Origin of the sequence: Amycolatopsis sp. NPDC059021 (genome assembly GCF_042739895.1) — a bacterium.
Lineage (GTDB): Bacteria > Actinomycetota > Actinomycetes > Mycobacteriales > Pseudonocardiaceae > Amycolatopsis.
The window spans coordinates 61,207-85,364 of record NZ_JBHYIQ010000035.1 but is presented as its reverse complement, the minus strand read 5'-3'; the positions used below and the strand labels follow the sequence as shown (position 1 = coordinate 85,364).

General features: G+C 70.1%; 23 protein-coding genes and 1 pseudogene. 13 read left to right on the top strand and 11 right to left on the bottom strand.

From position 1 onward, the window contains the following. Positions 1 to 333 (bottom strand): lamin tail domain-containing protein (locus tag ACFWX1_RS21750; protein ID WP_378389955.1); only part of this gene is annotated, 333 nt, incomplete at its 3' end. A gap of 401 nt (positions 334 to 734) precedes the next feature. On the opposite strand from ACFWX1_RS21750, the gene ACFWX1_RS21745 reads away from it, so the two are divergent. Next, entirely contained in the window at positions 735 to 1,424 is a 690-nt protein-coding gene (locus tag ACFWX1_RS21745) for a CBS domain-containing protein (RefSeq protein WP_378389953.1), read from the top strand. A 51-nt stretch (positions 1,425 to 1,475) separates the two neighbouring features. On the opposite strand, the gene ACFWX1_RS21740 is transcribed toward ACFWX1_RS21745, so the two are convergent. Further along, complete coding sequence (locus ACFWX1_RS21740; RefSeq protein WP_378389951.1) at positions 1,476 to 1,823, bottom strand: dsRBD fold-containing protein; 348 nt, start codon at positions 1,821 to 1,823, stop codon at positions 1,476 to 1,478. A gap of 263 nt (positions 1,824 to 2,086) precedes the next feature. Between ACFWX1_RS21740 and ACFWX1_RS21735 the strand changes: the two genes are divergently transcribed. After that, positions 2,087 to 3,481 carry an MBL fold metallo-hydrolase RNA specificity domain-containing protein gene (locus tag ACFWX1_RS21735; protein WP_378389949.1) on the top strand — a complete coding sequence of 465 codons (1,395 nt, stop codon included), beginning with the start codon at positions 2,087 to 2,089 and terminating at the stop codon, positions 3,479 to 3,481. 73 nt (positions 3,482 to 3,554) lie between these two features. Here the strand turns inward: ACFWX1_RS21735 and ACFWX1_RS21730 are convergent, their stop codons facing one another. Together ACFWX1_RS21730 and ACFWX1_RS21725 are read right to left on the bottom strand one after the other, a co-directional pair. Continuing rightward, positions 3,555 to 4,661, bottom strand: a complete 1,107-nt coding sequence (locus tag ACFWX1_RS21730; RefSeq protein WP_378389947.1) for a glutamate--cysteine ligase — start codon at positions 4,659 to 4,661, stop codon at positions 3,555 to 3,557. A 143-nt stretch (positions 4,662 to 4,804) separates the two neighbouring features. Further along, a complete protein-coding gene (locus tag ACFWX1_RS21725) occupies positions 4,805 to 5,512 on the bottom strand; it encodes a hypothetical protein (RefSeq protein WP_378389945.1) in 708 nt (235 codons plus the stop codon). A gap of 431 nt (positions 5,513 to 5,943) precedes the next feature. Here ACFWX1_RS21725 and ACFWX1_RS21720 point away from each other — a divergent pair, with 431 nt between their 5' ends. From ACFWX1_RS21720 to ACFWX1_RS21705, 4 genes are all read left to right on the top strand, one after another. Continuing rightward, positions 5,944 to 6,339, top strand: coding sequence for a nitroreductase/quinone reductase family protein (locus ACFWX1_RS21720; RefSeq protein WP_378389944.1), 396 nt, complete (start codon positions 5,944 to 5,946; stop codon positions 6,337 to 6,339). 156 nt (positions 6,340 to 6,495) lie between these two features. Next, positions 6,496 to 7,038, top strand: a complete 543-nt coding sequence (locus tag ACFWX1_RS21715) for a flavodoxin family protein (protein ID WP_378389942.1) — start codon at positions 6,496 to 6,498, stop codon at positions 7,036 to 7,038. 321 nt (positions 7,039 to 7,359) lie between these two features. Next, positions 7,360 to 8,334: an L-lactate dehydrogenase gene (locus ACFWX1_RS21710; protein WP_378389940.1), complete on the top strand. Its 975-nt coding sequence runs from the start codon at positions 7,360 to 7,362 to the stop codon at positions 8,332 to 8,334. A 242-nt stretch (positions 8,335 to 8,576) separates the two neighbouring features. Further along, on the top strand, positions 8,577 to 8,786 hold the full coding sequence (locus ACFWX1_RS21705; RefSeq protein ID WP_378389938.1) for a hypothetical protein: 210 nt from the start codon (positions 8,577 to 8,579) through the stop codon (positions 8,784 to 8,786). An 87-nt stretch (positions 8,787 to 8,873) separates the two neighbouring features. Here ACFWX1_RS21705 and ACFWX1_RS21700 read toward each other — a convergent pair whose 3' ends face one another. Together ACFWX1_RS21700 and ACFWX1_RS21695 are read right to left on the bottom strand one after the other, a co-directional pair. Next, the gene (locus ACFWX1_RS21700; protein ID WP_378389936.1) at positions 8,874 to 11,597 is read right to left on the bottom strand and encodes a cation-translocating P-type ATPase; all 2,724 of its coding nucleotides are present in this window, start codon (positions 11,595 to 11,597) and stop codon (positions 8,874 to 8,876) included. Between the two features lie 70 nt (positions 11,598 to 11,667). Continuing rightward, positions 11,668 to 12,111 carry a hypothetical protein gene (locus tag ACFWX1_RS21695; RefSeq protein ID WP_378389934.1) on the bottom strand — a complete coding sequence of 148 codons (444 nt, stop codon included), beginning with the start codon at positions 12,109 to 12,111 and terminating at the stop codon, positions 11,668 to 11,670. On the opposite strand from ACFWX1_RS21695, the pseudogene ACFWX1_RS21690 reads away from it, so the two are divergent. Continuing rightward, positions 12,110 to 13,421, top strand: a pseudogene (locus ACFWX1_RS21690) (SulP family inorganic anion transporter); the annotation flags it as partial. The gene ACFWX1_RS21695 and the pseudogene ACFWX1_RS21690 sit on opposite strands and share 2 nt — an antisense overlap. Before the next feature lie 192 nt (positions 13,422 to 13,613). After that, a complete protein-coding gene (locus tag ACFWX1_RS21685) occupies positions 13,614 to 13,997 on the top strand; it encodes an STAS domain-containing protein (RefSeq protein WP_378389956.1) in 384 nt (127 codons plus the stop codon). A gap of 48 nt (positions 13,998 to 14,045) precedes the next feature. Here the strand turns inward: ACFWX1_RS21685 and ACFWX1_RS21680 are convergent, their stop codons facing one another. The 5 genes from ACFWX1_RS21680 to hypF all read right to left on the bottom strand — a co-directional run bounded on the left by ACFWX1_RS21680 (position 14,046) and on the right by hypF (position 19,381). Further along, the gene (locus tag ACFWX1_RS21680) at positions 14,046 to 14,498 is read right to left on the bottom strand and encodes a hypothetical protein (protein WP_378389933.1); all 453 of its coding nucleotides are present in this window, start codon (positions 14,496 to 14,498) and stop codon (positions 14,046 to 14,048) included. Positions 14,499 to 14,637: 139 nt separating this feature from the next. After that, positions 14,638 to 15,696, bottom strand: a complete 1,059-nt coding sequence (gene hypE / locus ACFWX1_RS21675; protein WP_378389931.1) for a hydrogenase expression/formation protein HypE — start codon at positions 15,694 to 15,696, stop codon at positions 14,638 to 14,640. Beyond that, positions 15,693 to 16,802: a hydrogenase formation protein HypD gene (gene hypD / locus ACFWX1_RS21670; protein ID WP_378389929.1), complete on the bottom strand. Its 1,110-nt coding sequence runs from the start codon at positions 16,800 to 16,802 to the stop codon at positions 15,693 to 15,695. The genes hypE and hypD overlap by 4 nt, the downstream gene beginning before the upstream one ends. Further along, positions 16,799 to 17,062 (bottom strand): HypC/HybG/HupF family hydrogenase formation chaperone, encoded by a 264-nt coding sequence (locus ACFWX1_RS21665; protein ID WP_378389927.1) that lies wholly within the window; start codon positions 17,060 to 17,062, stop codon positions 16,799 to 16,801. The genes hypD and ACFWX1_RS21665 overlap by 4 nt, the downstream gene beginning before the upstream one ends. Before the next feature lie 6 nt (positions 17,063 to 17,068). Continuing rightward, positions 17,069 to 19,381, bottom strand: coding sequence for a carbamoyltransferase HypF (gene hypF / locus ACFWX1_RS21660; protein WP_378389926.1), 2,313 nt, complete (start codon positions 19,379 to 19,381; stop codon positions 17,069 to 17,071). Positions 19,382 to 19,559: 178 nt separating this feature from the next. Here hypF and ACFWX1_RS21655 point away from each other — a divergent pair, with 178 nt between their 5' ends. From ACFWX1_RS21655 to ACFWX1_RS21635, 5 genes are read left to right on the top strand one after another with little or no spacing between them, the layout of a single operon-like run. Then, the gene (locus ACFWX1_RS21655; protein ID WP_378389924.1) at positions 19,560 to 20,669 is read left to right on the top strand and encodes a 4Fe-4S dicluster domain-containing protein; all 1,110 of its coding nucleotides are present in this window, start codon (positions 19,560 to 19,562) and stop codon (positions 20,667 to 20,669) included. Continuing rightward, the gene (locus tag ACFWX1_RS21650; RefSeq protein ID WP_378389922.1) at positions 20,666 to 21,481 is read left to right on the top strand and encodes an FAD/NAD(P)-binding protein; all 816 of its coding nucleotides are present in this window, start codon (positions 20,666 to 20,668) and stop codon (positions 21,479 to 21,481) included. Before ACFWX1_RS21655 ends, ACFWX1_RS21650 begins: the two co-directional genes overlap by 4 nt. Continuing rightward, positions 21,481 to 22,239 (top strand): oxidoreductase, encoded by a 759-nt coding sequence (locus ACFWX1_RS21645; RefSeq protein WP_378389920.1) that lies wholly within the window; start codon positions 21,481 to 21,483, stop codon positions 22,237 to 22,239. Before ACFWX1_RS21650 ends, ACFWX1_RS21645 begins: the two co-directional genes overlap by 1 nt. Then, complete coding sequence (locus ACFWX1_RS21640; RefSeq protein ID WP_378389918.1) at positions 22,236 to 23,528, top strand: Ni/Fe hydrogenase subunit alpha; 1,293 nt, start codon at positions 22,236 to 22,238, stop codon at positions 23,526 to 23,528. Before ACFWX1_RS21645 ends, ACFWX1_RS21640 begins: the two co-directional genes overlap by 4 nt. Continuing rightward, positions 23,525 to 23,977 carry a hydrogenase maturation protease gene (locus ACFWX1_RS21635; protein ID WP_378389916.1) on the top strand — a complete coding sequence of 151 codons (453 nt, stop codon included), beginning with the start codon at positions 23,525 to 23,527 and terminating at the stop codon, positions 23,975 to 23,977. Before ACFWX1_RS21640 ends, ACFWX1_RS21635 begins: the two co-directional genes overlap by 4 nt. The last annotated feature ends 181 nt before the right edge of the window (positions 23,978 to 24,158 follow it).

Below are 24,158 nucleotides of genomic sequence, written 5' to 3'. Positions count from 1 at the left end.
GCCGGCGAAGTCCTGGCCCGTCACGACGAGGTACTGGCCCGCGGCATTGGCGGGCTGCAGCACAAGCCCCGCCGGAAGGGCGAGGACGGTGGTGACCGCGCAGGTGGAACCGGAGAACCGCAGGGTGAAACCGGTGAGGCTCACGGGGGCGGTGCTGATGTTGCGCAGTTCGAGGAACTCGTCCTTCTCGCCGGTCGCGCCCGAGGGGGCCACCTCGTTGACCACCACCGTGGTCGACACTTGGGGAGCGAGGCCCCGTGCTTCCGACGGGGCGGCGGTGACGGTCGGCACCGTGAGCGCGGCGAATACCCCGGTGACGAGACGGCTCAGCATGGCGTCGTTTCCTCTGGTCGTGAGTCAAGTGGTGTTTTCCATGCTGGGTCGGGAAAACCACGCTCACAAGGGGCCAGCCAGTCGTCGGCGGGCACACCACCGGTGTTCCAAGGTCCACTATGGACACCCTAGGTGGGGTGCGGCGGACCGATCGTCGGCCACTCGGGCGCGGTGACCGATCCGGTCCAGGGCCGAACTACCTCACGCGAGGGGTCCTCTGCCGGTGGCCGGTGACATTCGGCCCTTCCGGCCGTGGCTGCCCGGCGTAGATCGTGGAGGGGATGGAACAAGGAGGTCCTGATGCGAGAAAGGCGTGACGCCACGGCACGGGACATCGAAGGCGTGACGGCGGAATCCGCGCGGTCGCGGGAATGACCACGGCCCCAGAGAAGGAGTTCGAGATGACCCATCAGCATCCGGTGCGTTCGGTGATGAAGACGAATGTCGCGACCGTGCACCCGGAAACTCCGTTCAAGGCGGCGGCCGCCCTGCTCGCGGCCTGGGGCGTCAGCGGCGCGCCCGTGGTGGACAACGAAGGCGTGGTCGTCGGCGTCGTTTCGCAGGGCGATCTGCTGGAGCGCAAGGCGGGCCGGGTACGGCGGCGCCGGCTCCACCGCAAGGCGACCGGGCAGTTCGTGGCCGACCTGATGACCACGCCCGCGATCACGGTCGAGCAGGAGGCCGACGTGTCGCGGGCCGCGCGGCTGCTGGAGGAGCACCGGATCCACCGGCTGCCGGTCGTGGACTCCGCCGGCAAGCTCGCCGGCTTGGTCACCCGAGGGGATCTGCTGCGGATTTTCCTGCGGCCGGACACCGAAATCCGGGCGGAGATCCGCGAAGAGGTGATCGAGCGCGTGATGTGCGTCGATCCGCGGGATCTGTTCGTGTCGGTGCACAACGGCGTCGTCACGCTGAAGGGGCAGCTGGAACGGGCCAGTCTCGTCACGATGATGCTCGAGTTCGCCCGCCGGGTCGACGGTGTTGTCGAGGTGCGGAACGAGCTGACCGCGAAGCTGGACGACGCCCGGCTCGGCGAAGGCGCGGCGGCGCAGGGCAGCGTCGGGGTGTTCGGGGCGATGCTGAAGAAATGATCGTGTGGCCGAGGCAGGCCACACTCCGTGGGGTCGCGCGGCGCCGGGTGGTCAGTGGCGCAGCCGGACGGTGCCCTCCGCGATCCCTTCGGCGATAGCGCGCTTCCCACCCGCTTCGTCGAGCAGTTCGGCGACCGGCCGGTCCAGCCTGGCCGCTGCCGATTCGACGTCGATGACGACCGCTTCCAGCAGTTCCTCGGTGAGGTCGGACAAGGCTCGTCCGATCGCCAGGTAGGTCCCGACCTGCGCCACCTCTTCAGTGTCCCGAACGTCGTGGGCGAGCCCTACCCCGCAGAACTCGTGGTTGTCCGGGCTCTTGAGGAGGATGTGGGCACGCGTGCGGTGCGGTGTGCGTTCCCAAGCCACATCGAATGTCCACTTTTCGCGGTCATCAGTCATGGTCGCTCCGTTCCTCGGCCAGAACTCTGACAGCTCGGCCGGATGGAGCATAGGGTCGTAAGTCCTTCGCCCGGTCGTGCCGGCGGCAGGGCGAGCAGGGCCGGTCGGCGCGATCAGCGGGGCCGTTCGCCTCTGCGCGCCAGGTGTGCCGCGCGCGAGGCTTGACCACACGACGACTCACGCGCCGCGGACTACGCGGTCCACAGCGGCTCGCGATCGCAGTCGTCCACTGTGGATGGTCGAACGGAACGAGGAGTACCCAGATGGCCACAACCGGGCCCGCGCGGCCGCCGTCGCTGACCTTCTACGGCGGGGCGGGAACGGTGACCGGCAGCAAGCACCTCGTCGAAACCGAAGACGCGCGGGTGCTCGTCGACTGCGGGCTGTTTCAGGGACTGGCCGAACTGCGCAGGCGGAACTGGGCGCCGATGCCGTCCCGGCTGTCCGGGGTGGACGCGGTCGTGGTGACGCACGCGCACCTGGACCACTGCGGGTACCTTCCGGTACTGGCCCGCGCGGGCTGGCGTGGCCCGGTGTTCGTGACGCCGGGGACCGCCGAGCTGGTCCCGATCGTGCTCGAGGACAGCGCGCACCTCATGATCGAGGAAGCCGAACACGCGAACCGGTACGGCTGGTCCAAGCACCGCCCGGCGCTTCCGCTCTATGACGCCGAAGACGCGAGGAAGGCGATCCGCCAGTTACGGGTGGTCGAATACGGGTGGGACACCGAGATCGCGCCGGGCTTCACCCTCCACTTCGGACAGGCGGGGCACATCCTCGGATCGGCGTGGGCGCGGCTGGACGCGGCCGGGCGTCGCGTGGTGTTCAGCGGCGACCTGGGCAGACCTCGGCACAGCCTGCTGCGGCCGCCGCAGCCGCGGCCCTCCTGCGACGCGCTGGTGCTGGAGTCCACCTATGGTGCCCGGACGCACCACGACGCGAACGCCCTCGCGACCTTGGCGGAGACCATCCGCCGCACGGCCGGCAGGGGCGGGAGCGTCCTGATCCCCGCGTTCGCCGTCGACCGGACCGAGGTCGTACTCGTCACGCTGGCGAAACTGATGCGGGACAAGGAGATTCCGGAGCTACCGGTGTTCGTGGACAGCCCGATGGCGCTGGCGGCGTTGCGGGTGTACCGGGAGGCGTTGCGGCAGGGCTGGCCGGAGATCCGCCCGGAGCTGGCCGGGTACGACCCGCTGACGCCGGGCAGGCTCACGGAACTACGGACGGTCGAAGAGTCGATGCGGGTCAACGCGCCGCGGATGCCGTCGATCGTCATCTCCGCGTCCGGGATGGCCACCGGCGGGCGTATCCTGCACCATCTCGAATATCTGCTGCCGGACTACCGGCACACCGTCCTGATCGCCGGATACGCCGCCGCGGGAACCCGTGCCCGTCAGCTCGCCTCCGGCGCCCGGCAGATCAAGATCCACGGGCGCTACGTCCCGGTACGCGCCGATGTCGTCCAGCTCGACGCGTTCAGCGCGCACGCCGACGCCGACGAGCTGGTGGCGTGGGCGAGTACGGGGGAACCGCCGGGGACCGCGTATCTGGTCCATGGTGAGCCCGACGGCTCGGCGGCACTGGCCGAGAGGTTACGCGCCGAACACGGTCTCGTCGCGGTCGTTCCGCGAGATCGCGAACGAGTTCTGTTGTGACGTAAGGACTACGTCGTCCGGTGCTGGGATTCGTGCCAGGAGAAGCGACACCGGTCGCCGGTGGCTTCGCCGGTCATGGGCGCGGGCCGGCCACGGTGGCTTCGGCCAGCCGGGCGACGAACGTTGCCGGAGAGGCGGCCGCGGGGCGCAGCAGGCGCTGGCGTGCCGCGCCTCCGCCGTGTCCGTGGAGTTCGTCCACGCGCCGCTTCACCACGTCGAGGTCGCCGTACGCGTCGAGGCCCGGGAGCACGTGGGCGACGAGCCGGTCGAGGAGGCATTCGTGGGAAAGCACGGCCCCGGTCCGGACATCGAGGCCAGGACCGGTCAGCCCGTGCCGGGCGGCGGCGGACAGCGCTTCGGATATCGCACGGTCGTGAACGGGATGCGCCGGAGGTGGGTCGTCTCGGAGTGCCGTGACGGCGAGCGCACGTACCAGCCCGGCCAGCAGCACCGCGTCTTCGACGTCCAGGCAGGTATCGGCGATCCGGACCTCCACGGTCGGGTAGCGGGGTGAGAGCCGCGCGTAGAAGTACAGGCTCCGCTCGTCGGGTGCGGCACCGGACCGGATCGCCTCGGTGACTTCGGTGTCGTAGTCGGTGACCCCCGGCCATGCCGAGGGCGGTCGCGCGGTGGGCCAGCGGGACCACAGCGCGTACCGTGCGCTCGCCCAGCCGGTCTCCCGGCCGTGCCTGAACGGCGAGTTGGCGGTGATCGCCAGCAGGGCCGGTAGCCAGGGCCGCAGTTCGGCGATGACGCGGAGCCCGCTCTCGCGGGACGGGATGCCCACATGCACGTGGCAGGAACAGGTTCCCGCGTCGGCGATGAGACCGGGGAACCGTTTCGCGAGCGTGAGATACCGGCGGCTCGGGGTCAGGGCGGAGGTACCCGGCGCGGCTCCGAAGGGCGCGACCCCCGTGGCCACGACGACGCAGCCGGCGCGATCGGCGGCATCGGCCAGCCGCCGCCGGAGTCTGGTCAGGTCGGCGCGGACGTCCTCGAGCCGGCGGCGGACGGTGGTCGCGGTTTCGATCTGGAAGCGCATCAGTTCCGGCATCACCGTGGGTTCGCGGGCGAGCAGTTCCAGCAGCCGGGGAGCGGCGCACACCACCTCACCCGTCTCCGGGTGGAGCAGGAGAAACTCCTCTTCCACCCCGAGGGTGACCGCGTCATGAACGTCCACTATGGACGAGAGAGTCGCCGGGCGAGGTGCGGCACCGGTGGGTGATCAAGGCATGGCATGGTCGTCTCCTCACACTGAACTGCCGGTGTGCCGCCCCGTCGTGCTCTCGGTCGCCGCGGTGCAGGGTACCCACATCGGCGCGGTCAATGCGCGATGTCGAGGACCACCCGGCGGATCCGGTCGCCGGAGTCGAGCTGGGTGAAGACGCGGACCGGCAGCCGGGCCCGTACTCCGACGGCGAAGGTGCACTGGCCTTCGAAGGATCCGGCGAACCGCACCGCACGCAGCGAGGCCCAGGCCGCCAGCCGGGCGGGACCGTACAGCTGGTCGCCGGTCCTGGCGAGTACCCGGCCGGGCTGATGGCCGGAGTCGTCATCGCCGAGTGCGGGTGCCCGGACGACCACTTGGAGCACCGCGCCGCCCGGCACCGGCAGGGGTTCGCCACTGGGGTCGGAGGTCACGACCGGGACGTGCCGCACGGAGAATCCCGCCGGTGCCGGGCCGTTGATATCGAAGACGACGCGGTCGTAACAGTCGTGCCTGCCGATACGGACCAGATAGAGGCTCGCGCGGCTGAAACCCTCGGCGGCCTTGGGCGCCGCGTCCCATCCGGCTGTGCCGCACGATTCCGGAGCGGCTACAGGTGCGGTCGGCACGGCCGAAGTGCCGAGCGGAGGGGCGGGGGCGCTGGGGTGAGGGGGCGGGGGAGCCGGGTCGGCGGTCGGGGCGAAGTCCGAGGCGGTCACCGGGGTGCTCGGCGGCACCGGTGCCGCGGTGGTACCGCCACCGCCACAGCCGGCCGTGACGAACGCGGTGATCGCCGCGACGATCATGACCCCGAGAGTGCTCATTCCGCCCGCCTCCAGCCTGTGGCGCGATGCCTGTCCGATACTCCCGCGCCCGAGGTTCCGGCGGATACGGCCGAAAGCCACCGGCAAGAGGGGAAGGCGGTCTCCGCGCCGGCCTGGATGCCGCGCCGTGGATCGATGGTCACGTCCTCGGCCGCGGGGACCGAAGCCCCTATCCGGCCGGGTCCCGGGGTGCGAAAACTGGGGCGATGACCCAGCGGATCGTGGTGCTCGGGGGCGGAACCGGTGCGACGATGGCGGCGAAGTCGCCGGAACCGCGACCGCCCTTCCCCAGTTCGCCGGTACGTGTGGCGATTGTTCGGTATCGAGCACTACCCGCCAGTGCGGGTCCAAGCCGAAAGCCGTGAAGATCCGCGCCTCGGGCCAGCGCACAACCGTCCGAACACGACAGTCGCATTCCTCGGGAGCTACGCATGCCACGTCGATCCATCCTCAAGTACCGCGTGGTCACGACCTTGCAGCGACGGGTCCTCAACCCGGTGGCCGCCCGGCTGCGCGGTCGGTCCCTGCTGGAGACGACCGGCCGGAAGTCCGGGCTGCCCAGGCGGACACCCATCGGCGGCCGCCGTGTCGGGCAGGAGTTCTGGTTCGTCTCCGAACACGGCCGGAACTCCCAGTACGTGCGCAACATCCTCGCCAAGCCCGAGGTACGTGTCCGCATCGGCGGGCAGTGGCACCACGGCGTCGCCCACCTCCTGCCCGAGGACGACGCCGGTGCCCGGCTCCGGGACCTGCCCCGATTCACCAGCGCCGCCGTCCGGACCGTCGGTACGGACCTGCTCCCCATCCGAGTCGAGCTCACCGACTGACCGAGCGCCGCGTCCTTCCCAGGATCGGGACTGGGCACCTACCAGGAGAGGAGCCGGAATGCCTTGTTCGCCGGGCCTTTCGTTCCTGTTCCCCGGAGTGGTGTGCGCGGGATCGTCGGAGGGGCGATCCGGTTGCCCGTACCGAGGAGGTTCCTGATGAGTTCGACGAGAGCCGTCGTGGTGTTCGAATCGATGTTCGGAAACACCGAGCTGGTGGCCGAGGCGGTCGGCGCGGGACTCGCGCCCCACGCGCCGGTCGAGGTGGTGAACGTGGACGACGCGCCTTCGGCCTTGGACGGCATCGGGTTGCTGGTGGCGGGCGGGCCGACACACGTTCATGGAATGACCCGTCGGCGTACCCGGGAAGAGGCGGCCCTCCAGGCGCGGTCCGGTACTCGTTCGAAGCGGACCGGCTTGCGGGAATGGCTGGACACGCTGGAGAAGGCGCCGGCGGAGCTGGTCACGGCGGTGTTCGACACCCGGATCGCGAAGCCGCCGTGGCTCACTGGTTCGGCGGCGCTCGGTGCGCGGAAGCGGTTGCGACGGCTGGGATGCGAGCTGCTGGTACCGCCGGAGAGCTTCTTCGTGGACTCGAGCGATCCGGGTGCGGCGCTGTCCGAGGGCGAGAAGGACCGGGCCCGTGCGTGGGGAGACGAACTCGGTGCCCGCTACGCGACGCTCACGAACAGGCGGTCGTAGTCGTCCTCGTCGATGTGACGGTCCAGCCCGGTGGACAGCCGCTCGACGAAGGTCGGGAAGTCCATCGAGTCCAGTTCCAGCGCGTCACGCAGGTTCTCGTCGGGGGACAGGGCAGCGAGTTCGTCGTCGGTCGCGAACCCGCGGAGCGCGGACTGGACGAACTAGGTGGCTTCTTCGCGGGATCGGCTACGACGGCGCGAGCAGCACCTATCGAGGAGTCGTGTGGCGACGGAGGTAGCCGGGAGGTGGCGGCCGGGGCGCGGACGAGCCGCTCGCCCAGGCCGCGTTCGAAGGCTTGGTCCGCTGAGTGAGGAGAACGGAGTGTCCCAGTTGTTCCCCGTACATCGGGCGCCACATGGCACCAAGGTCGCGATCGTCGGCGCGGGCGCGGTCGGTTCCACGATCGCCTACGCCTGCCAGATCCACGGTGTGGCACATACGATCGCGCTCTACGACACCGACGCGGCCAAGGTACGCGCCCAGGTGCTCGACCTACGGCACGGCAGCATGTTCACCCCGGCCGCCTCGATCGTCGGCGGCGACGACATCAGCGTGTGCGCGGACGCCGACGTCGTGGTGATCACGGCCGGAGCCAAACAGCGTCGCGGGCAGAGCCGGATGGCGCTCGCGGAAGCCAACGTGGCCATGGTCCGGTCGCTGGTGCCCCGGCTGCTGGCGGTGGCACCGGAGGCGATCCTGCTGCCGGTCACCAATCCGGTCGACGTCATCACCCACGCGGCGCTCACCGTCAGTGGCCTTCCGGCGCACCGCGTCGTCGGCTCGGGAACGGTGCTGGACTCCTCCCGGCTGCGCTCGCTGATCTCCGAACGCGCCGGGGTCGGTGTGCCCAGCGTGCGTGCCTACATCGCCGGTGAGCACGGCGACAGCTCGGTGCCGCTGTGGTCGGGAGCGTTCATCGGCTCGGTGCCGGTGGCCGACTGGGTGGTCGATGGCACGCCGGTCTTCACCCCCGCGGTCCGTGACGAGATCGCCAGGACCGTGGTCAACGCCGCGTACGAGGTGATCGCGGGCAAGGGCGCCACCAACTACGCCGTCGGGCTGGCGGTGGCCTACGTGCTCGACGCCATCATCGGCGACCAGCGGCTGATCCTGCCGGTCAGCAGCCTGGTCCGCGACTTCCCCGGCATCGGCGGGGTGTGCATGTCCCTGCCCCGGCTGGTGGGCAGGGACGGTGCGGGAGCGGCCGAGCCCGCGGTGCTCTCCGATGACGAACTCGCCCGGTTGCGTGCCTCGGCCGAGCAGATCGGCAAGGTCTGCCGCGAACTGCACCTGTGAGCCTGCCGGGCACGGCTCGACGGATTCACGGATCGGTGGTCACCGGCGCCGCGCGGGCACCCGGCGTCCGTCCACTGTGGTGAGTGCCGCGTCGGGTGGCCGTCAGGGGAGGACGGCCACCCCTTCCCCGGCGGGGGCGGGGAGCGGTGCCCGGGGAAGGTCCAGCGGTGCGGCGGCCCTGGACTGTCTTCAGGATGCCGCGGTGGGTTGTTCACGCACAGGGCCGAAAGGCTCGTCCTCGGGTGACGAAGGTTCGGCTGATCGGAGCGGCGTTTTCGGCCATCGCGTTCTGTCTCGCCACATCGGCGGGACCGGCATGGGGCGAGGATGCCCGAGCGTCGTCCTTCGCCGAGGGCCGGCCCGAGATGAGCTGGCAGATTCGGGTCGGCCTGTTCGCGCTGGCCATCGGCATCGGACTGGTTCTCGGGATAGCGCAACGGCGACGGCGATAGCCTTGGCCCCTGGCCAATCCTGCGGTGGACTCAACGGGTGATCGGTGAGCTTCGGGTTCCTCGGTGAGGACATCGGTGCGTCACGGCTCAGACAAAGCGCCGTTCTTCGCGACGTCGGCGACGTCGGCGCCAGAGTTCGTCGGCTCCCCACACCAGGACCGGGAACAACGGCAGGATGGCGAGGTCCCGCGGTGAGGGAAGTGCGGTGCCGAAGACGTGCCGCAGCGGTGGGAGGGTGATGACCGCCGCCGCGAACAGCACCTCGAACGCGATACCCCAGAGCAGCAGCCGGTTGCTGAAGGGCCCGATCGCCCGCAGTGACGCGTGCTGGGTGCGCGCGGCGAACGCGGTGCCGAGCTGGCAGGCGACGATGCCGAGGAAGGTCATGGTGGTCGCCTGCTCCCAGACGTGGTGCAACGGCTGGCCCTCGCCGACGGGCGCGCCCGGATACCAGCCGCCGGTCAGGAGCGTCAGGAAGAACCCGCCCAGGACGAGTACCGCGGAGATGCCGCCGAGCAGGCCCCAGGCCCTGCCGAGCATGCGGGCGTCGATGACGCCGGCGGTGCGTCGTCGTGGCGGGCGGCGCATCAGCCCGGGTTCGGCGGGTTCGCGGCCCAGTGCGAGCGCGGGCAGTGTTTCGGTGCCGAGGTCGATCGCCAGGATCTGGAGGACGGTCAGTGGCAAGGGGATCTGGCCGCCGGACAGGGCGAACAGCAGGAACGGGACGACTTCGGGGGTGGCGTGGGCGAAGATGTAGACGATGAACTTGCGGACGTTGTCATACACCCGCCGTCCCTCTTGGACGGCGGACACGATGGTCGCGAAGTTGTCGTCGGTGAGCACCATCGTCGACGCCTCCCGTGCGACGTCCGTGCCGGCGCGTCCCATGGCGACCCCGATGTCCGCCCGGCGCAGTGCGGGTGCGTCGTTGACGCCGTCACCGGTCATCGCGACGACGTTGCCCTGAGCGCGCAATGCGTCGGCGATGCGCAGCTTCGCCTCCGGCGACGTCCTCGCGAAGATCAGTTCCTGGCCACCGCCGAGGAGTTCGTCGAGCTTCTCCTCGCTCATCGCGTCGAGATCGGCACCGGTGAGCACGGTGCTGCCGTTGCGTGCGATGCCGACCTGCCGGGCGATTTCGGCGGCGGTCAGCGGGTGGTCTCCGGTGACGACGATGAGCCGGACTCCGGCGGTGTGACAGCGGGCGACGGCGTCGGCCACTTCGGGGCGAGGTGGATCGAACATCGCCACCACACCGAGGAGGACCAGGTCGCGTTCGGCGTCGTCCCGGTTTTCGGGGAGCGATTCGTCCGGCTGGAGGTCGCGCCGGGCGATCGCGAGAAGCCGCAACCCGCGCGAGGCGTACTGGGAGATCAGCTCGGTGATTTCGGCACGGTCGGTGGGGCTCAGCGGTTTTGCGATACAGTCCGCCGTGACGATTCCGGTGGTCCTGGCGAGTACTTCTTCGGGAGCGCCCTTGACGTTGACCGTTCGTCCTCGCTCGTTACTATCCACAGTGGACATGAGGCGCAGTGCGGGATCGAAGTGGAACAGCCGCAGGCGGTGCTCGTCCCGGTGGGCGACGGAAACGTCGGCACCCCAGTCCGTGGCGGTGCGCAGCAGGGCGATCTCGGTCGGATCGCCGGTGGCTTTCCCGGGGTGGTCCGGGTCGAACTCGGCGCTCGTGCACGAGGTGAGGACGCCGGCGAGCAGCGTGGCGGCAGGGGAATCGGGGGTGTCTCCCGGCTCGATACGACCGTCCGGGGTCCAGACCTCGGTGACCCGCATGCGGTTCTGGGTCAGGGTCCCGGTCTTGTCGGTGCAGATCACCGACGTCGAGCCGAGTGTTTCGACGGCGGAGAGCCGTTTGACCACGGCCCCGCTCCTGGCGAGTACCCGGACACCGACGGCCAACGCCAGCGTGATGGTCGGCAGTAGTCCTTCCGGGACGTTCGCGACCAGCAGCCCGATCGCGAAGTTGACGGCGTCGGCGATCGGCAGCCCGGCGAGGAAAGCGCCGAGCGGCAGGAAGGCGATGCCCGCTCCCACCGCGACGATCGCGATGAGCCAGGCGACGCGTTTGACCTGCTTTTCGAGCGGGCTTTCCTCGCGGCCGACGCGCTGGGAAAGCGCGGCTATGCGCCCCAGTTCGGTCTGCATGCCGGTGGCGAAGACCACGCCGGTGGCCTCGCCGCCGGTGCAGCTGGTCCCGCTGAAGAGCAGATCGCGGGCGTCGAGCAGGGAACCGTCCACATCGGTCAGATCCGCCGCGCGGTAGGCGGGCAGGGACTCACCGGTCAATGTGGACAGATCGACCTCGACGGCGCCTTGCAGCATCCGGACATCGGCCGGGACACGGTCTCCTTCCTCCACGAGCAGGATGTCGCCGGGCACGAGGTCGCGGGCTTCCACCACGGTGCGCGCACCGTCGCGGATCACCTTGGCCTTGGTCGAGAGGTAGCCCGCCAGCGCCTCCACGGCCCGTTCCGCCTGGCGTTCCTGGAGAAACGCGAGGGCAGCGTTGAGCACGATGACGGTCACGATCGCGATACCGAGCGCCGTCGTGCCGGAGACCGTCGCGAGCGCCGCCGCGAGCCACAGCAAAAGGGCGAGCGGGTGAGTGAACTGCCGGAGCAGCCGCGTCGCCCAGTTGCCCTGGCGGCGTCGGGACAGTTCGTTCGGTCCGTGGACCTCCAGGCGCCGGGCGGCTTCCCGGTTCGTGAGTCCTTCCGGACGGGTTCGCAGGTCTCGCAGCAGCCGGTCGGTCGGTTCGCGGGGATCCTCGGCACGGACGTCGGTGTCGATCGTCATGTGCCGAGAATCCCGGTGATCCGGCCCTGCCGGATAGGGACCAAGGCCCATCCGGCCGTGCCGGAGTGCCTTATCGGCAGGGGGCCGCGCTGTCGTGTGCTGCGGCGAGACTGGCGCGGCAGGCACGGACGATCTGTTGTGTCGGCCTGGTGAGCGGGGCCGGCCCACAGCGCGGGCAGGAAAGGGCCACGTCACCCGCGAGTTCGTCCACGGCGACCGTGAGCGCCCGGGAGCACGCGCGGCACCAGCGGTGGCCCGTCACCACGACGACGTGCAGCGGTGAGGAGACGCAGTGGTGCAGCCAGCCGCGGTGGACCCGGCAGGTGATGCGTTCGAAGGGATCCATGCCGTTCGCCTCGGCGTGGTCTTCGGCGGACAGCGTGGCGGCGAGCCGCTTATCGCGCAGATCCGCGTACCGCGGCTCGACGTAGCCCGCCGGACGCAGGGTGAGGCGGTCGTGGCGGTTTCGTCGCGGCGAGGCCGTGGTCACCGGGGCCTCGGGTTGGAGGGACATGGCGGCCTCGTCTCAATCGGGTGGTCGACCTCTCCAGCGTGCCGCTGCGTGTGGTGTGGCTCACAGGGGCGTACTGCCTGGTTTCGCCGCCGACAGGCCCTGCGGTCCGGGCAGCACAGCGGGGCCGAAAGTCCCGGTGGACTGTTGCCGCCGGTGCCGGGACTTTCGGCTCTGGGCCGCCGGGAACGGCGCCCGGACACTGCGAGCTATGCGATGGTCCGCGGTGGTGCCCGGTGCCGTGCGTCTGCGGGGCTATCGGCGCGGCTGGATGCGCGCCGACGTCGTCGCGGGTGTGACGGTGGCGGCGTATCTCGTGCCGCAGGTGATGGCCTATGCCCAGGTCGCCGGTGTTCCGGCGGCTTCGGGGCTTTGGGCGGCCGTGGTCGCACTGGGCGTGTACGTGGTGTTCGGCTCGTCTACGCAGTTGTCGGTCGGCCCGGAGTCCACGACGGCGTTGATGACCGCGGCCGTGCTTGCTCCGTTGGCGGTGGGCGATCCCCGGCGGTACGGATTGTTCGCGGCCGTGCTCGCGGTGCTGGTCGGTTGCCTGTGCCTGCTGGCGGGGCTGGCTCGGCTGGGCGTGCTGGCGGAGCTGCTGTCGAAACCGGTGCTGGTCGGCTACCTCGCCGGGATCGCCCTCATCATGATCGTCGGGCAGCTGGGCAGGGTGACCCGGGTGCCGCCTGGCAGCGGCGAATTCGTGGACCGGCTGCGGTCGTTCGTCGCGCAGGCGGGTTCGGTGCACGTGCCGACCCTCGTCCTCAGCGGCACGGTCCTGGCCTGTCTGCTGTGCGCCCGGCGCTGGATTCCCCCGCCTCCCCGCCCCGTTGCTGGTGTTGCTCCTCGCCACCGCTGTCGTGGGGGTGTTCGGGCTGGCACGGTACGGGATCGACGTGGTCGGGGAGGTTTCGCGCGGGCTGCCTCCGGTCGGCGGAAAGATCGGCATGGGCGAGGTGGGCGAGCTCGTGCTGCCTGCCGCCGGGATCGCGATCGTCGGCTTCTCGGACAACGTGCTGACCGCGCGGGCGTTCGCCGACCGGCGTGGCGAAGTGATCGACGCGCAGCAGGAGCTTCGGGCACTCGGCATCGCGAACATCGCCGCCGGACTGGTGCACGGCTTTCCGGTGAGCAGCAGCGGAAGCCGGACCGCGCTGGGCGCCGCCGCGGGCAGCCGCACCCAGCTCCATTCCCTCGTCGCGCTGCTGGCCGTGCTCGGCGTGCTGGTCTTCGCCGGACCGGTACTGGCGGCATTCCCGGCCGCCGCGCTCGGCGCACTGGTCGTCTACGCCGCGTTGACGCTCATCGACGTCCGGGAGTTCCGGCGGATCGCCCGGTTCCGGCGCAGCGAGTTCGTGCTCGCCGTCCTGACCACGGCCGGGGTACTCGGCCTAGGCGTGCTGTATGGCGTGCTTGCGGCCGTCGGACTGTCCATTTTGGATCTGCTGCGCCGGATCGCACGTCCGCACGCGGCTGTCCTCGGCTACGCGCGCGGGGTGGCGGGAATGCATGACATCGACGATTATCCTGAGGTGCGGACGGTCGCGGGGCTGGTCGTTTACCGCTATGACGCTCCGCTGTGCTTCGCCAACGCCGAGGACTTCCACCGCAGGGCATTGGCCGCCGTCACGGCGGCGAAGGGGCCGGTGCGCTGGTTCGTGCTCAACGCCGAAGCGATCGTCGATCTCGACGTCACCGCGGCCGACGCGCTCGACCGGCTCCGGACCGAGATGACCGCCCGAGGGATCGTGTTCGCGCTGGCGCGGGCCAAACAGGAGCTGTGTCACGACCTGGCGAGGTTCGGGATGCTCGAGGCGATCGGCACCGACCGGGTCTTCCCGACCCTGCCGACCGCCGTCACCGCTTACGAGCGGTGGGCTGGCGGGTGATCATACTGGCATGGGCTATCGGTCAGACCTCGCTCCCAGTCCACGTTGTTAGGCTTCCGAAGCGCCACGGTGGGTCGCCAGCTTCGCCTCAACCTGATTTAGTCTTTCAAGTAAAATACGCAAATCTGATAGCTCGTGCTCATTTGCGACCTTGTGAATGAACTCGCGCTCACGAGCCATGCCCTGTGCCCATACCTGTGAGAGAAAGCTTCCGATGCCGAACAGTGAGCCGACGATCAGTGCAATACTGAACTCCTTGGCATCCCAGAATGTCAAGGATGCAACACCGGCGACTAGCGCGGTCAGGTGCCATAGTATGGCAATTATCGCAATGTGCACGGTTCCTACCGACTTTGTCAGTCGCCAGGGCCCGATTGAGATATTCCACTCGCGCAACCGATCGGATATCGAACTCAGCTGGCTGACCAGGTGGCGGTACTCTCGTAGTAGTTCCTCTGCGCTTTTGTGATCGGGTATCGGATCATTTTCATGCGATGGCATATGGTCCCCTTCGGCTAGCTGGTTACCGAAAGGTCGTTGGTATGAGCCTGTCCGTTACTGGCTGATGAGCGCCGGCCTGGGGTGGATATACCGGGAAACCCCTCCTTCGGTCGTGCCGGTCAAGGGCGTCAGTCATAGGTCAGCAGATCCGGGGGAGTTGTTCGCCGATGAGCATGTCGACCACCCGTGTCGCGCCGACCAGCGTGCGCGCGGTGACGCGGGGCAGGTCGCCGGCGGTTTCGCGGACCACACCGATGGCGCGGGCGTGCCGTCCGGCGGGGTGCGTGCGCATCGCGGCGAGGACTCTGTCGGCGGCGGTCGGTGCGACGAAGGCGACGAGGCAGCCCTCGTTGGCTACGTGCAGGGGATCGAGACCGAGCAGTTCACAGGCCGAGGCGACCTGGACCGGCACCGGGACGTCGGCGTCGTTGATCTCGATGGCGACATCGGATGCCTCGGCCAGTTCGTTGAGCGCGCTCGCCAGCCCGCCCCGGGTCGGGTCCCGTAGCGTGTGCACCTGGGGTCCGCCCGCGGTGATCATGGCGGCCACGAGGTCGTGCAGGGGCCGGCTGTCGGAATGGATCTCGCTCTCGAAGCCGAGCCCCTCGCGGGCGCTCATGATCGCGGTGCCGTGGGCGCCGATCGGCCCGGAGATCAGGACGATGTCGCCGGGGACACCGCTCGACGCCGAGGGGTAGGCGTCGAGCATGCGAACGCCGATGCCTGTCGTCGTGAGGTAAACGCCGTCGGCGGCGCCGCGGCCGACGACCTTGGTGTCGCCGGTGACGACTCGGATCCCGCATTCACGGGCGGCGGTGGCGACCGAGACGGTGATCGCACGCAACTCGGTGATCGGCAGGCCCTCCTCCAGGATGTAGGCCAGCGCCAGCGCCACCGGACGGGCGCCGCGCATCGCCAGGTCGTTGACCGTGCCGTACACGGCGAGCGAACCGATGTCGCCACCGGGGAAGACCCGAGGCGTGACGACGAAGCTGTCCGTGCTGAAGACGAGTTCGGTGTCGCCGACGCCGAGGAGGGCCGCGTCCTCCAGCGGGCCGGTCTCGCCGAGCCCGCCGGACACGACGTCGTCGAGGAGTTCGGCCATCAGGCGGCCGCCGGAGCCGTGACCGAGCAGGACCCGTTCGGTTTCGGTGACGGGCGCGGGGCAGGTGGCCCGCAGCGGGTCGATCGTGCTCATCGTGTTCCCTCCATTGTGGATGGTCGGCGGCCCGCTGCGAAGAAGGCGGCGCAGGTGCCCTCGGCGGACACCATCGGCGCGCCGAGCGGCGTGCGTGGCGTGCAGGTGGTGCCGTACGCAGTGCAGCCGGTGGGCTCGGCGGTGCCGCGGAGAATGTCCCCGGCGATGCAGTCCGGGTGCTCGGCGGCCCGAAGTCCGGCGGTGGCGAAGCGGGTGTCGGCGTCGAACGCGGCGAACTCCGGTGTCAACGTGAGCCCGCTGTCCGCAATCGGCCCGATCCCGCGCCAGTTTCGTTCGGTGACGCGGAAAACCCGGTGTACGACGTCCTGCGCGGCGGTGTTTCCGGAGCGGCGTACTGCCCTGGCGTACTGGTTCTCGACGGTGGCTCGGCCCTCTTCGAGCTGGCGTGTCGCCATCACGATTCCCTCCAGCAGGTCGAGGGGCTCGAAGCCGGTGACGACGATCGGGACCCGGTAGCGCGCCGCGATCGGGTCGTACTCGGTCCAGCCCATCACGGCGCACACGTGACCGGCGGCGAGGAACGCCTGGACCTGGTTGTCCGGGGCGTCGAGGATGGCGGTGATCGCGGGTGGCACCAAGACGTGGCTGACGAGCACGGAGAAGTTCCCGATGCCGGATTCGGCCGCGTGCACGACGGCCATCGCATTGGCCGGTGCGGTGGTCTCGAAGCCAACGGCGAAGAAGACCACCTGCCTGCCGGGGTTTTCCTGGGCGATCCGGACGGCGTCGAGCGGGGTGTAGACGACGCGGACGTCGCCGCCTCGCGCTTTCACGCCGAGCAGGTCGCCGTGGGTTCCGGGCACGCGGAGCATGTCGCCGTAGCTGGTGAAGATCACGTCGGGCCGCGTGGCGATGGCCACGGCCTTGTCGATCATCTCCAGCGGGGTGACGCACACCGGGCAGCCGGGCCCGTGGATCATCCGCATCCCGGCGGGCAGCAGTTCGTCGATGCCTTGCCGGACCAGGGTGTGCGTCTGCCCGCCGCACACCTCCATGATCGCCCACGGCCGGGTCGCGAGCGCTTCGAGTTCGGCCAGCAACCGCCGTGCCAGCACCGGGTTGCGGTACTCGTCGAGGTATTTCACGCGGTCACCTCCGGTCCCAGCTCGCCCGCGAGCGCGTCCGGGATGGCGCGGAGCACGGCGAGGGTCTTTTCGGCTTCGGCCTCGTCGACCACGCTGATCGCGAAGCCGACGTGCACGATGACGTAGTCACCTATGTCGGCTTCCGGTGAGTAGGCCAGGCACACCTCACGGCGTACCCCGTCGAAGTCGACCGTGCCCATCCGCGGGCCCTGCCCGGCCACGGACACGGCGACTATCCTGCCGGGTATTCCCAGGCACATCGCGGCTCACCTTTCGCGCAACCGGGCACAGGCGATCGCCGCCTGGCCGAAGCTGATTCCGCCGTCGTTCATCGGCACGTGTTCACCGGAGAGCGGCCGCAGCCCGGCGTCGGTGAGTCCGTTGTGGACCAGGGCGGCGAGCAGCGCGTTCTGGAAGACCCCGCCGCCGAGACACACCACGTCGGTGCCAAGGGCGGCGGCCGCCTTCGCGGCGAGCGCGATCACGGCCTCGGCGACGGTCTGGTGGAACCGGGCGGCGATCTCGCCGACCATACTGTCCTTTATGGACTCCAAGGCGTCCCGCAGAGTGGGGACGGGGTCGTAGACCCACAGACGATCGCGATAACGCAACTCCCACTCCAATGCACCGGACGTGCTCTGCCCGGTCGCGGCGGCTTCGAGGCGAGCGGCGGCTTCGCCCTCGTAGCCGTTGTCGTCACACAGGCCGAGCAGCGACCCGAGCGCGTCGAACAACCGTCCGGCGCTGGAAGCTCTGGGGCAGTTGATGTTCCGCTCGATCATCGTGCGCACGACGCTGATTTCGCGTTCGCCCATGCGTTCGCGAAGGCTGTCGGGCAGCGGCAACTCGCCGACGTCGAAGTTCTCGGCGCCGTAGAGGTATCCGAGCGCCATCCGCGCCGGCCGGCGCACGGCTGCCGCGCCGCCTGGCAGCGGAGCCGTGGCGAAGCGGCCGAACCGCCGGTAGCCGGTGTAGCTGGCCAAAAGCACCTCCCCGCCCCAGAACGTGCCGTCGTCGCCGAGCCCAAGCCCGTCGAGCGCGACACCGACGAACGGGCCGGTGACGCCGTGCTCGGCCGCGGTCGCGGCGACGTGCGCGTGATGGTGCTGGACGGCGATCCGTTTCCCGGCGGGCCACCGCGCCGCATACTGCGTCGACAGGTAACCGGGGTGAAGGTCGTGAGCGCAAAGGCCCGGGTCGGTGTCGTGCAGGCGGCACAGATCGCGTACCGACTGGCCGAACGCCGCCAGGGTCTCGGCGTCCTCGAGGTCACCGCCGTGCGGCCCGAGATACGCCAGCTCGCCGCGCGCGAGGGTGATGGTGTTCTTCAGCTGGGCGCCGAGCCCGACAACGGGTTTCGGGCAGCTGAAGGGCAGACGCAGCGGAGCAGGTGCATACCCGCGTGCCCGGCGGATCATGCTCGTGCGACCGGCCGCGGCGTGCACGACCGAGTCGTCGTAACGGGACCAGATCGGCCGATCATGACTGAGCAGGCCATCGGTGATGGGGCCGAGCACGCGGTGCGCGACCGCGTCGTGCGTGACGATCGGCCCGCCCGCCCGGTTGCCGCTGGTGACCACGAGCGGACGGCCGAGATCGGCCAGCAGCAGATGGTGCACCGGCGAGGTCGGCAGGAACACGCCGACCTCGCGGAGCCCCGGTGCGATCCCGGGGGAGAGGGGCGCGTCCTCGCGCAGGGGCAGCAGGACGATCGGCGCGGCGGCGGAGGTCAGCAGGCGCTCGGACGCATTGTCCACAAAGGACAGATGACGGGCCGTGGGCAGGTCCGGCACCATGACCGCCAGCGGTTTCGACGGCCGGGGTTTGGCCGCTCGCAGCCGTCTTACGGCCCGATCGTCGGCCGCGTCGCACACCAGCTGGTAGCCGCCGAGGCCCTTGACCGCGACAAGTCCGCCGCCGTCGATGACCCGGCAGGCCTGGGCGAGGGCATTCTCTTCGTGTGCGGTCGCCGTCGGGCCCGGAAACCACGAGAGCCGCGGTCCGCACTCCGGACAGGCGATCGGTTCGGCGTGGAACCGGCGGTCCGCGGGATCGCGGTACTCCGCTTCGCAGGCCGGACACAGCGGGAACGCCCGCATCGCGGTGCTCGCCCGGTCGTAGGGGAGGCTTTCGATGATGGTGGCCCGCGGGCCGCAGGCGGTGCAGTTCAGGAACGGGTAGCGGTAGCGGCGGTCGGCCGGGTCGAACAGCTCCCGCACGCACTCCGGGCAGGTCGCGAGGTCGGGCGGCACCTCCGGGGCGGCGGCCCTGCCCCGGACACTCCCGACGACCCGGAAACCCGGCAGGAGCACCACATCCCCGGGCAGCGGCGTCACGTCGACTCCGGTGACCTTCGCCTGCGCCGGGGCGGAACCGGCGAGTTCTTCGACGAACCCGGCGAGCCGGGTGTCCGGTGCCTGCGCCCGGATCACCACGTATCCACCCGCGTTGCGCACATCGCCGTCGATGCCGAACCGCTCGGCGAGGCGGTAGACGAACGGGCGGAAGCCGACGCCCTGCACGGTTCCGCGCACCTCGACGAGTGCCCGGCGCTTCCCAGGCTCCGGCCGGATCTCCATGCCACCTCCCACCCGTTCGCCGGTCACCACGGTGCCGTCCGCCGGGCCGGCACGGACAGGGCAGGACGTACCGCTCGCCGGGTCTTTGGTCCCTATTCCCGGGTCGGCGGGCTGCCGGTGACCTTCGGCCCTAGGGCGGACCGCCACGCCATCGGTTCAGTGGAACCGGAGGTGGGACATGACGAGCCGGGAACCGGCGATACTGGATCGGGCAGGACTGGACGGCCTTGTCGACGTGCTGATCGGCGCGGGGTACCGGGTGATCGGGCCGACCGTGCGGGACGCCGCGATCGTGCTGGACGAACTCGCCTCGGGCAGGCAGCTTCCCGCGGGCTGGGGCGTCACTACCGGGCCGGGCCACTATCGCCTGCGCCGCCGTGACGACGCGGCGGTGTTCGGCCATTCGGCGGGCCCGCAGTCGTGGAAACGCTACTTGCACCCACCACGCCGCAAGCTGTTCGACGCCGATCGCGACGGCGCCTTCACCCCCGCGCCGGACGAGGTGCCGAAGTACGCGTTCCTCGGCGTGCGTGGCTGCGACCTCGCGGCGATCGCCGTGCTCGACAAGGTGCTCGATGCCGGGCGGCACCCCGACGGCTCGTACGCGCGACGCCGCCGGTCGTTGTTCGTCGTCGCGGTGAACTGCACCGAGCCGGGGGAGCTGTGCTTCTGCACGTCGATGGGCACAGGGCCCGCCGCAGGGCCCGGCTACGACCTCGCCCTGACCGAGCGCATCGACGCCGCCGGGCACCGCTTCCTCGTCGATGTGGCGACCGATGAGGGCGCTCGGATCCTCGGCCACGTGCCCACCACGACGGCCGCGCCGGCGGAGGTGGCTGCGGCACGTAAGGACGTCACCGCGGCCGCCGGGCGCATGGGCCGGGCCATGCCGGACGCCAATCTCCCGGCGGTGATCCGCGACGCGCGGGAGTCTCCGCAGTGGGAGGAAGTGGCGAGCCGCTGTCTCACCTGCGCCAACTGCACCATGGTGTGCCCGACCTGCTTCTGCACCACCACCGAAGACGTCACGGAACTGACCGACGACCACGCGGAACGGTGGCAGCGCTGGGTTTCCTGCTTCGAGCTCGACTTCTCCTACGTACACGGCGGCAGCGTCCGCACGTCCGGTTCGAGCAGGTACCGGCAGTGGTTCAGCCACAAGCTCGGCACCTGGCACGAGCAGTTCGGCGGCTCCGGGTGCGTCGGATGTGGACGGTGCATCGCCTGGTGCCCGGCAGGCATCGACATCACCGAAGAGGCGGCGAAGCTGGCCGGAGGCGCGCGATGACGTGCACCGAGCCGATGCTGCCCACGCCGTACCGGGTGGTCGCGCGCAGGGCCGAGACGGCCGATTCGGTCACCCTGCGGCTGGAACCGGTCGCGGCGCCGTTGCCCACGGCCCGGCTCGGGCAGTTCATGATGCTCTACGTCCACGGCGTCGGGGAGGTGGCGATCTCGGTCAGCGGGCCGGGCCCGGCACACACCGTTCGCGCGGTCGGCGCGGTGAGCCGCGCGCTGTGCGCGATGACGCCGGGAACGGTACTCGGCGTCCGGGGGCCGTTCGGGACCAGCTGGAACATCGAGGACGCGGCGGGAAACGACGTCGTCATCGTCGCGGGCGGGGCCGGGCTGTGCCCGCTGCGACCGGTGCTGCTCGACGCGCTTGTGCACCGGGACGACTACCGGCGGGTCATCGTGGTCGCCGGCGCCCGCACACCGGGGGACTTCCTTTTCCCCCACGAACTCGACGCGTGGGCCGAGCGGCACGACGTCGAACTCGTGCGCACGATCGACCGCCCGGCGCCGGGCTGGACCGGGCCGGTCGGCTTCGTGACCGAACCGCTGTCCGGGCTCAGTCTCGAACCGGAGCGGACCCGCGCCTTTCTGTGCGGTCCCGAGCCGATGATGCGGTTCTGCGCGGAAATCCTGCTGGACAAAGGAATTCCCCCTAAGGCCATCCGGGTTTCCCTGGAACGGTCGATGAAATGCGGCATCGGGCTGTGTGGTCACTGCCAGCTCGGCCCGCTGCTCGTCTGCCGCGACGGTCCGGTGGTGGACTACACGGTCGCCGGCCCGCTGCTGGCGGTGAAGGAGCTGTGATGGGGAAGCCGACGCTCGCCGTCTGGAAGTTCGCCTCCTGCGACGGCTGCCAGCTGACCTTGCTGGACTGCGAGGATGAGCTACTCGCACTGGCCGATCGAGTACGGATCGCTCATTTCCTGGAAGCGTCCAGCGAGGTGATGCCGGGTCCATACGACGTGTCGCTCGTCGAAGGATCCATTACCACGCAAGCAGATCTGCGGCGTATTCAGCGGGTGCGCGCGGAGTCGAAGGTGCTCGTGACGATCGGCGCGTGCGCCACGGCGGGCGGTGTCCAGGCACTGCGCAACTTCGCAGACGTCAACGAGTTCGCCTCCGTCGTCTACGCCAATCCCGAGTACATCGACGCGCTCGCCACCTCGACACCGATCGCCGCCCACGTCCCGGTGGACCACGAACTGCACGGCTGCCCGATCGATCGCGGGCAACTGCTCGAGACCCTCAGCGCCCTGCTGGCCGGGCGCAAGCCGGATCTGCCCGGCACCAGTGTGTGCACCGAGTGCAAACGCCGCGGCCTGAGCTGTGTCCTGGTCGCCGAGGGCACGCCATGCCTCGGGCCGGTCACCAGGGCGGGCTGCGGCGCGCTCTGCCCATCGGTGCACCGCGGCTGCTTCGGCTGCTTCGGCCCAATGACGAGACCGAACACCCCGGTGCTGGTCCCGCTCCTGCGCTCGCGCGGGATGTCCGGCGACGACGTGGACCGCGTGTTCAGCACGTTCACCGTGACCGAAACCCACCGCGAAGGGGGACAGGGATGAGCCACCGCAGCAGGCAACTGCGGGTCAGCTCGCTCGCACGGGTCGAAGGCGAAGGCGCCTTGCGGGTGATCGTCGAGGACGGCCGCGTGGAGCGGGCCGAGTTGAACATCTACGAGCCACCGCGGTTCTTCGAGGCGTTCCTGCGCGGTCGCGCCCACACCGAACCGCCCGACATCACCGCGCGGATCTGCGGCATCTGCCCGGTCGCCTACCAGACCAGCGCCTGCAATGCGATCGAACAGGCCTGCGGCGTCACACTCCCGCCGGTGCTTGCCGACGTCAGGAGGTTGTTGTACTGCGGCGAATGGATCTCCAGCCACGCCCTGCACATCTACCTGCTGCACGCCCCCGACTTCCTCGGCCATCCCGACGCGGTCAGCCTCGCCACCCGGCACCGTGACGTCGTCGAACGCGGCCTGGCGCTGAAGAAGGCGGGCAACACCCTGCTGGAGACCATCGGTGGCCGGGCGATCCACCCGGTCAACGTCCGCGTCGGCGGCTTCTACTCGTTACCGACCCGCGCCGAGCTGCGGCCGCTGGCCGAAACCCTGCGCCGAGCCCTCGACGACGCGCTCGGCACCGTGCGCTGGACCGCCGGCTTCGAGTTCCCCGACCTGGAACTCGAGCACGACTTCCTCGCCGGTCGCGAACCCGGCCGGTACGCGATCGCCGACGGCGTCCTCCACTCGACGTCCGGCGCCGCGTTCGCCCCCGCCGAGTTCTCCCGGCACGTCGTGGAGAACCAGGTCCCGCACTCCACCGCGTTGCAAGCAGCCCTCGACGGACATCGGTATCTCACCGGACCACTGGCCCGCTACACCCTGAACTCCGCCGAACTCTCCGAGACCGCCCGCCAGGCCGCCACCGAGGCCGGGCTGGGGCCGGTGTGCCGCAACCCGTTCCGCAGTCTGCTGGTCCGTGGTGTCGAACTGGTCTATGCGATCGACGAAGCCTTGCGGATCATCGACGCCTACGAGCGACCCCCGCGCCCGGCTGTCGACGTTCCCGCGCAAGCGGGAATCGGCCACGGAATCAGCGAAGCGCCGCGAGGCACCCTCTACCACCGCTACGAACTCGACGCCGACGGCCTGATCCGTTCCGCGACGATCATCCCGCCCACTTCCCAGAACCAGGCCGCGATCGAGGACGACCTGCGCCGGGTCGTCGGCGCCAACCTCGACCTCCCCGATCCCGAACTCACCGCGCTGTGCGAGCGCACGATCCGCAACTACGACCCGTGCATCTCCTGCTCGGCCCACTTCCTCGACCTGCGCCTGGAGGGCCGATGACACCGCGTCGCGTGGTGGTGATCGGCGTCGGCAACGAATACCGCCACGACGACGGTGTCGGCCTCGCCGTCGTCACCGAACTCGACAGTGACCCGATCCCGGGCGTCACCACGACGATCTGCGACGGCGAACCCGCCGCCCTGCTCGACGCCTGGACGGGAGCCGACCTCGCGATCGTGGTCGACGCCGTGCTCTGCGAACCGAGCACCCCCGGCCGGATCTGGCAATCCACAGTGGACGGACAGCCACCCGGGCGCGGCAGTGCGAGCTCACACGCCCTGGGCATCCCGGACGCCGTCCGGCTTGGCGCGGCACTCGGTCGCGTGCCCGGCGAACTGATCGTCTTCGCCGTCGAAGCCGCGAACCTGGACCTCGGCGTAGGGCTCTCCCCGACGGTCACCGAGGCGGTTCCCGCGGTGACCAAGGCGATCCGGGCCCTGCTGCGCTGAACTGCCAGGGTGGCTGCGGCGAGGTTGGCTGCTGGGCGGCGTGGTGGCTTCGTCGAGGGCGGCGATGGCGACGGCGAGGTGGACGTGGGCCCAGTTGCGGTCTTCGGGTTTGATGACGGCGATCAGGTCGAAGGTCGCTTGCTCGGGGCCGCGTTCGCAGCGCAGTGTGCTGAAGGTGTCG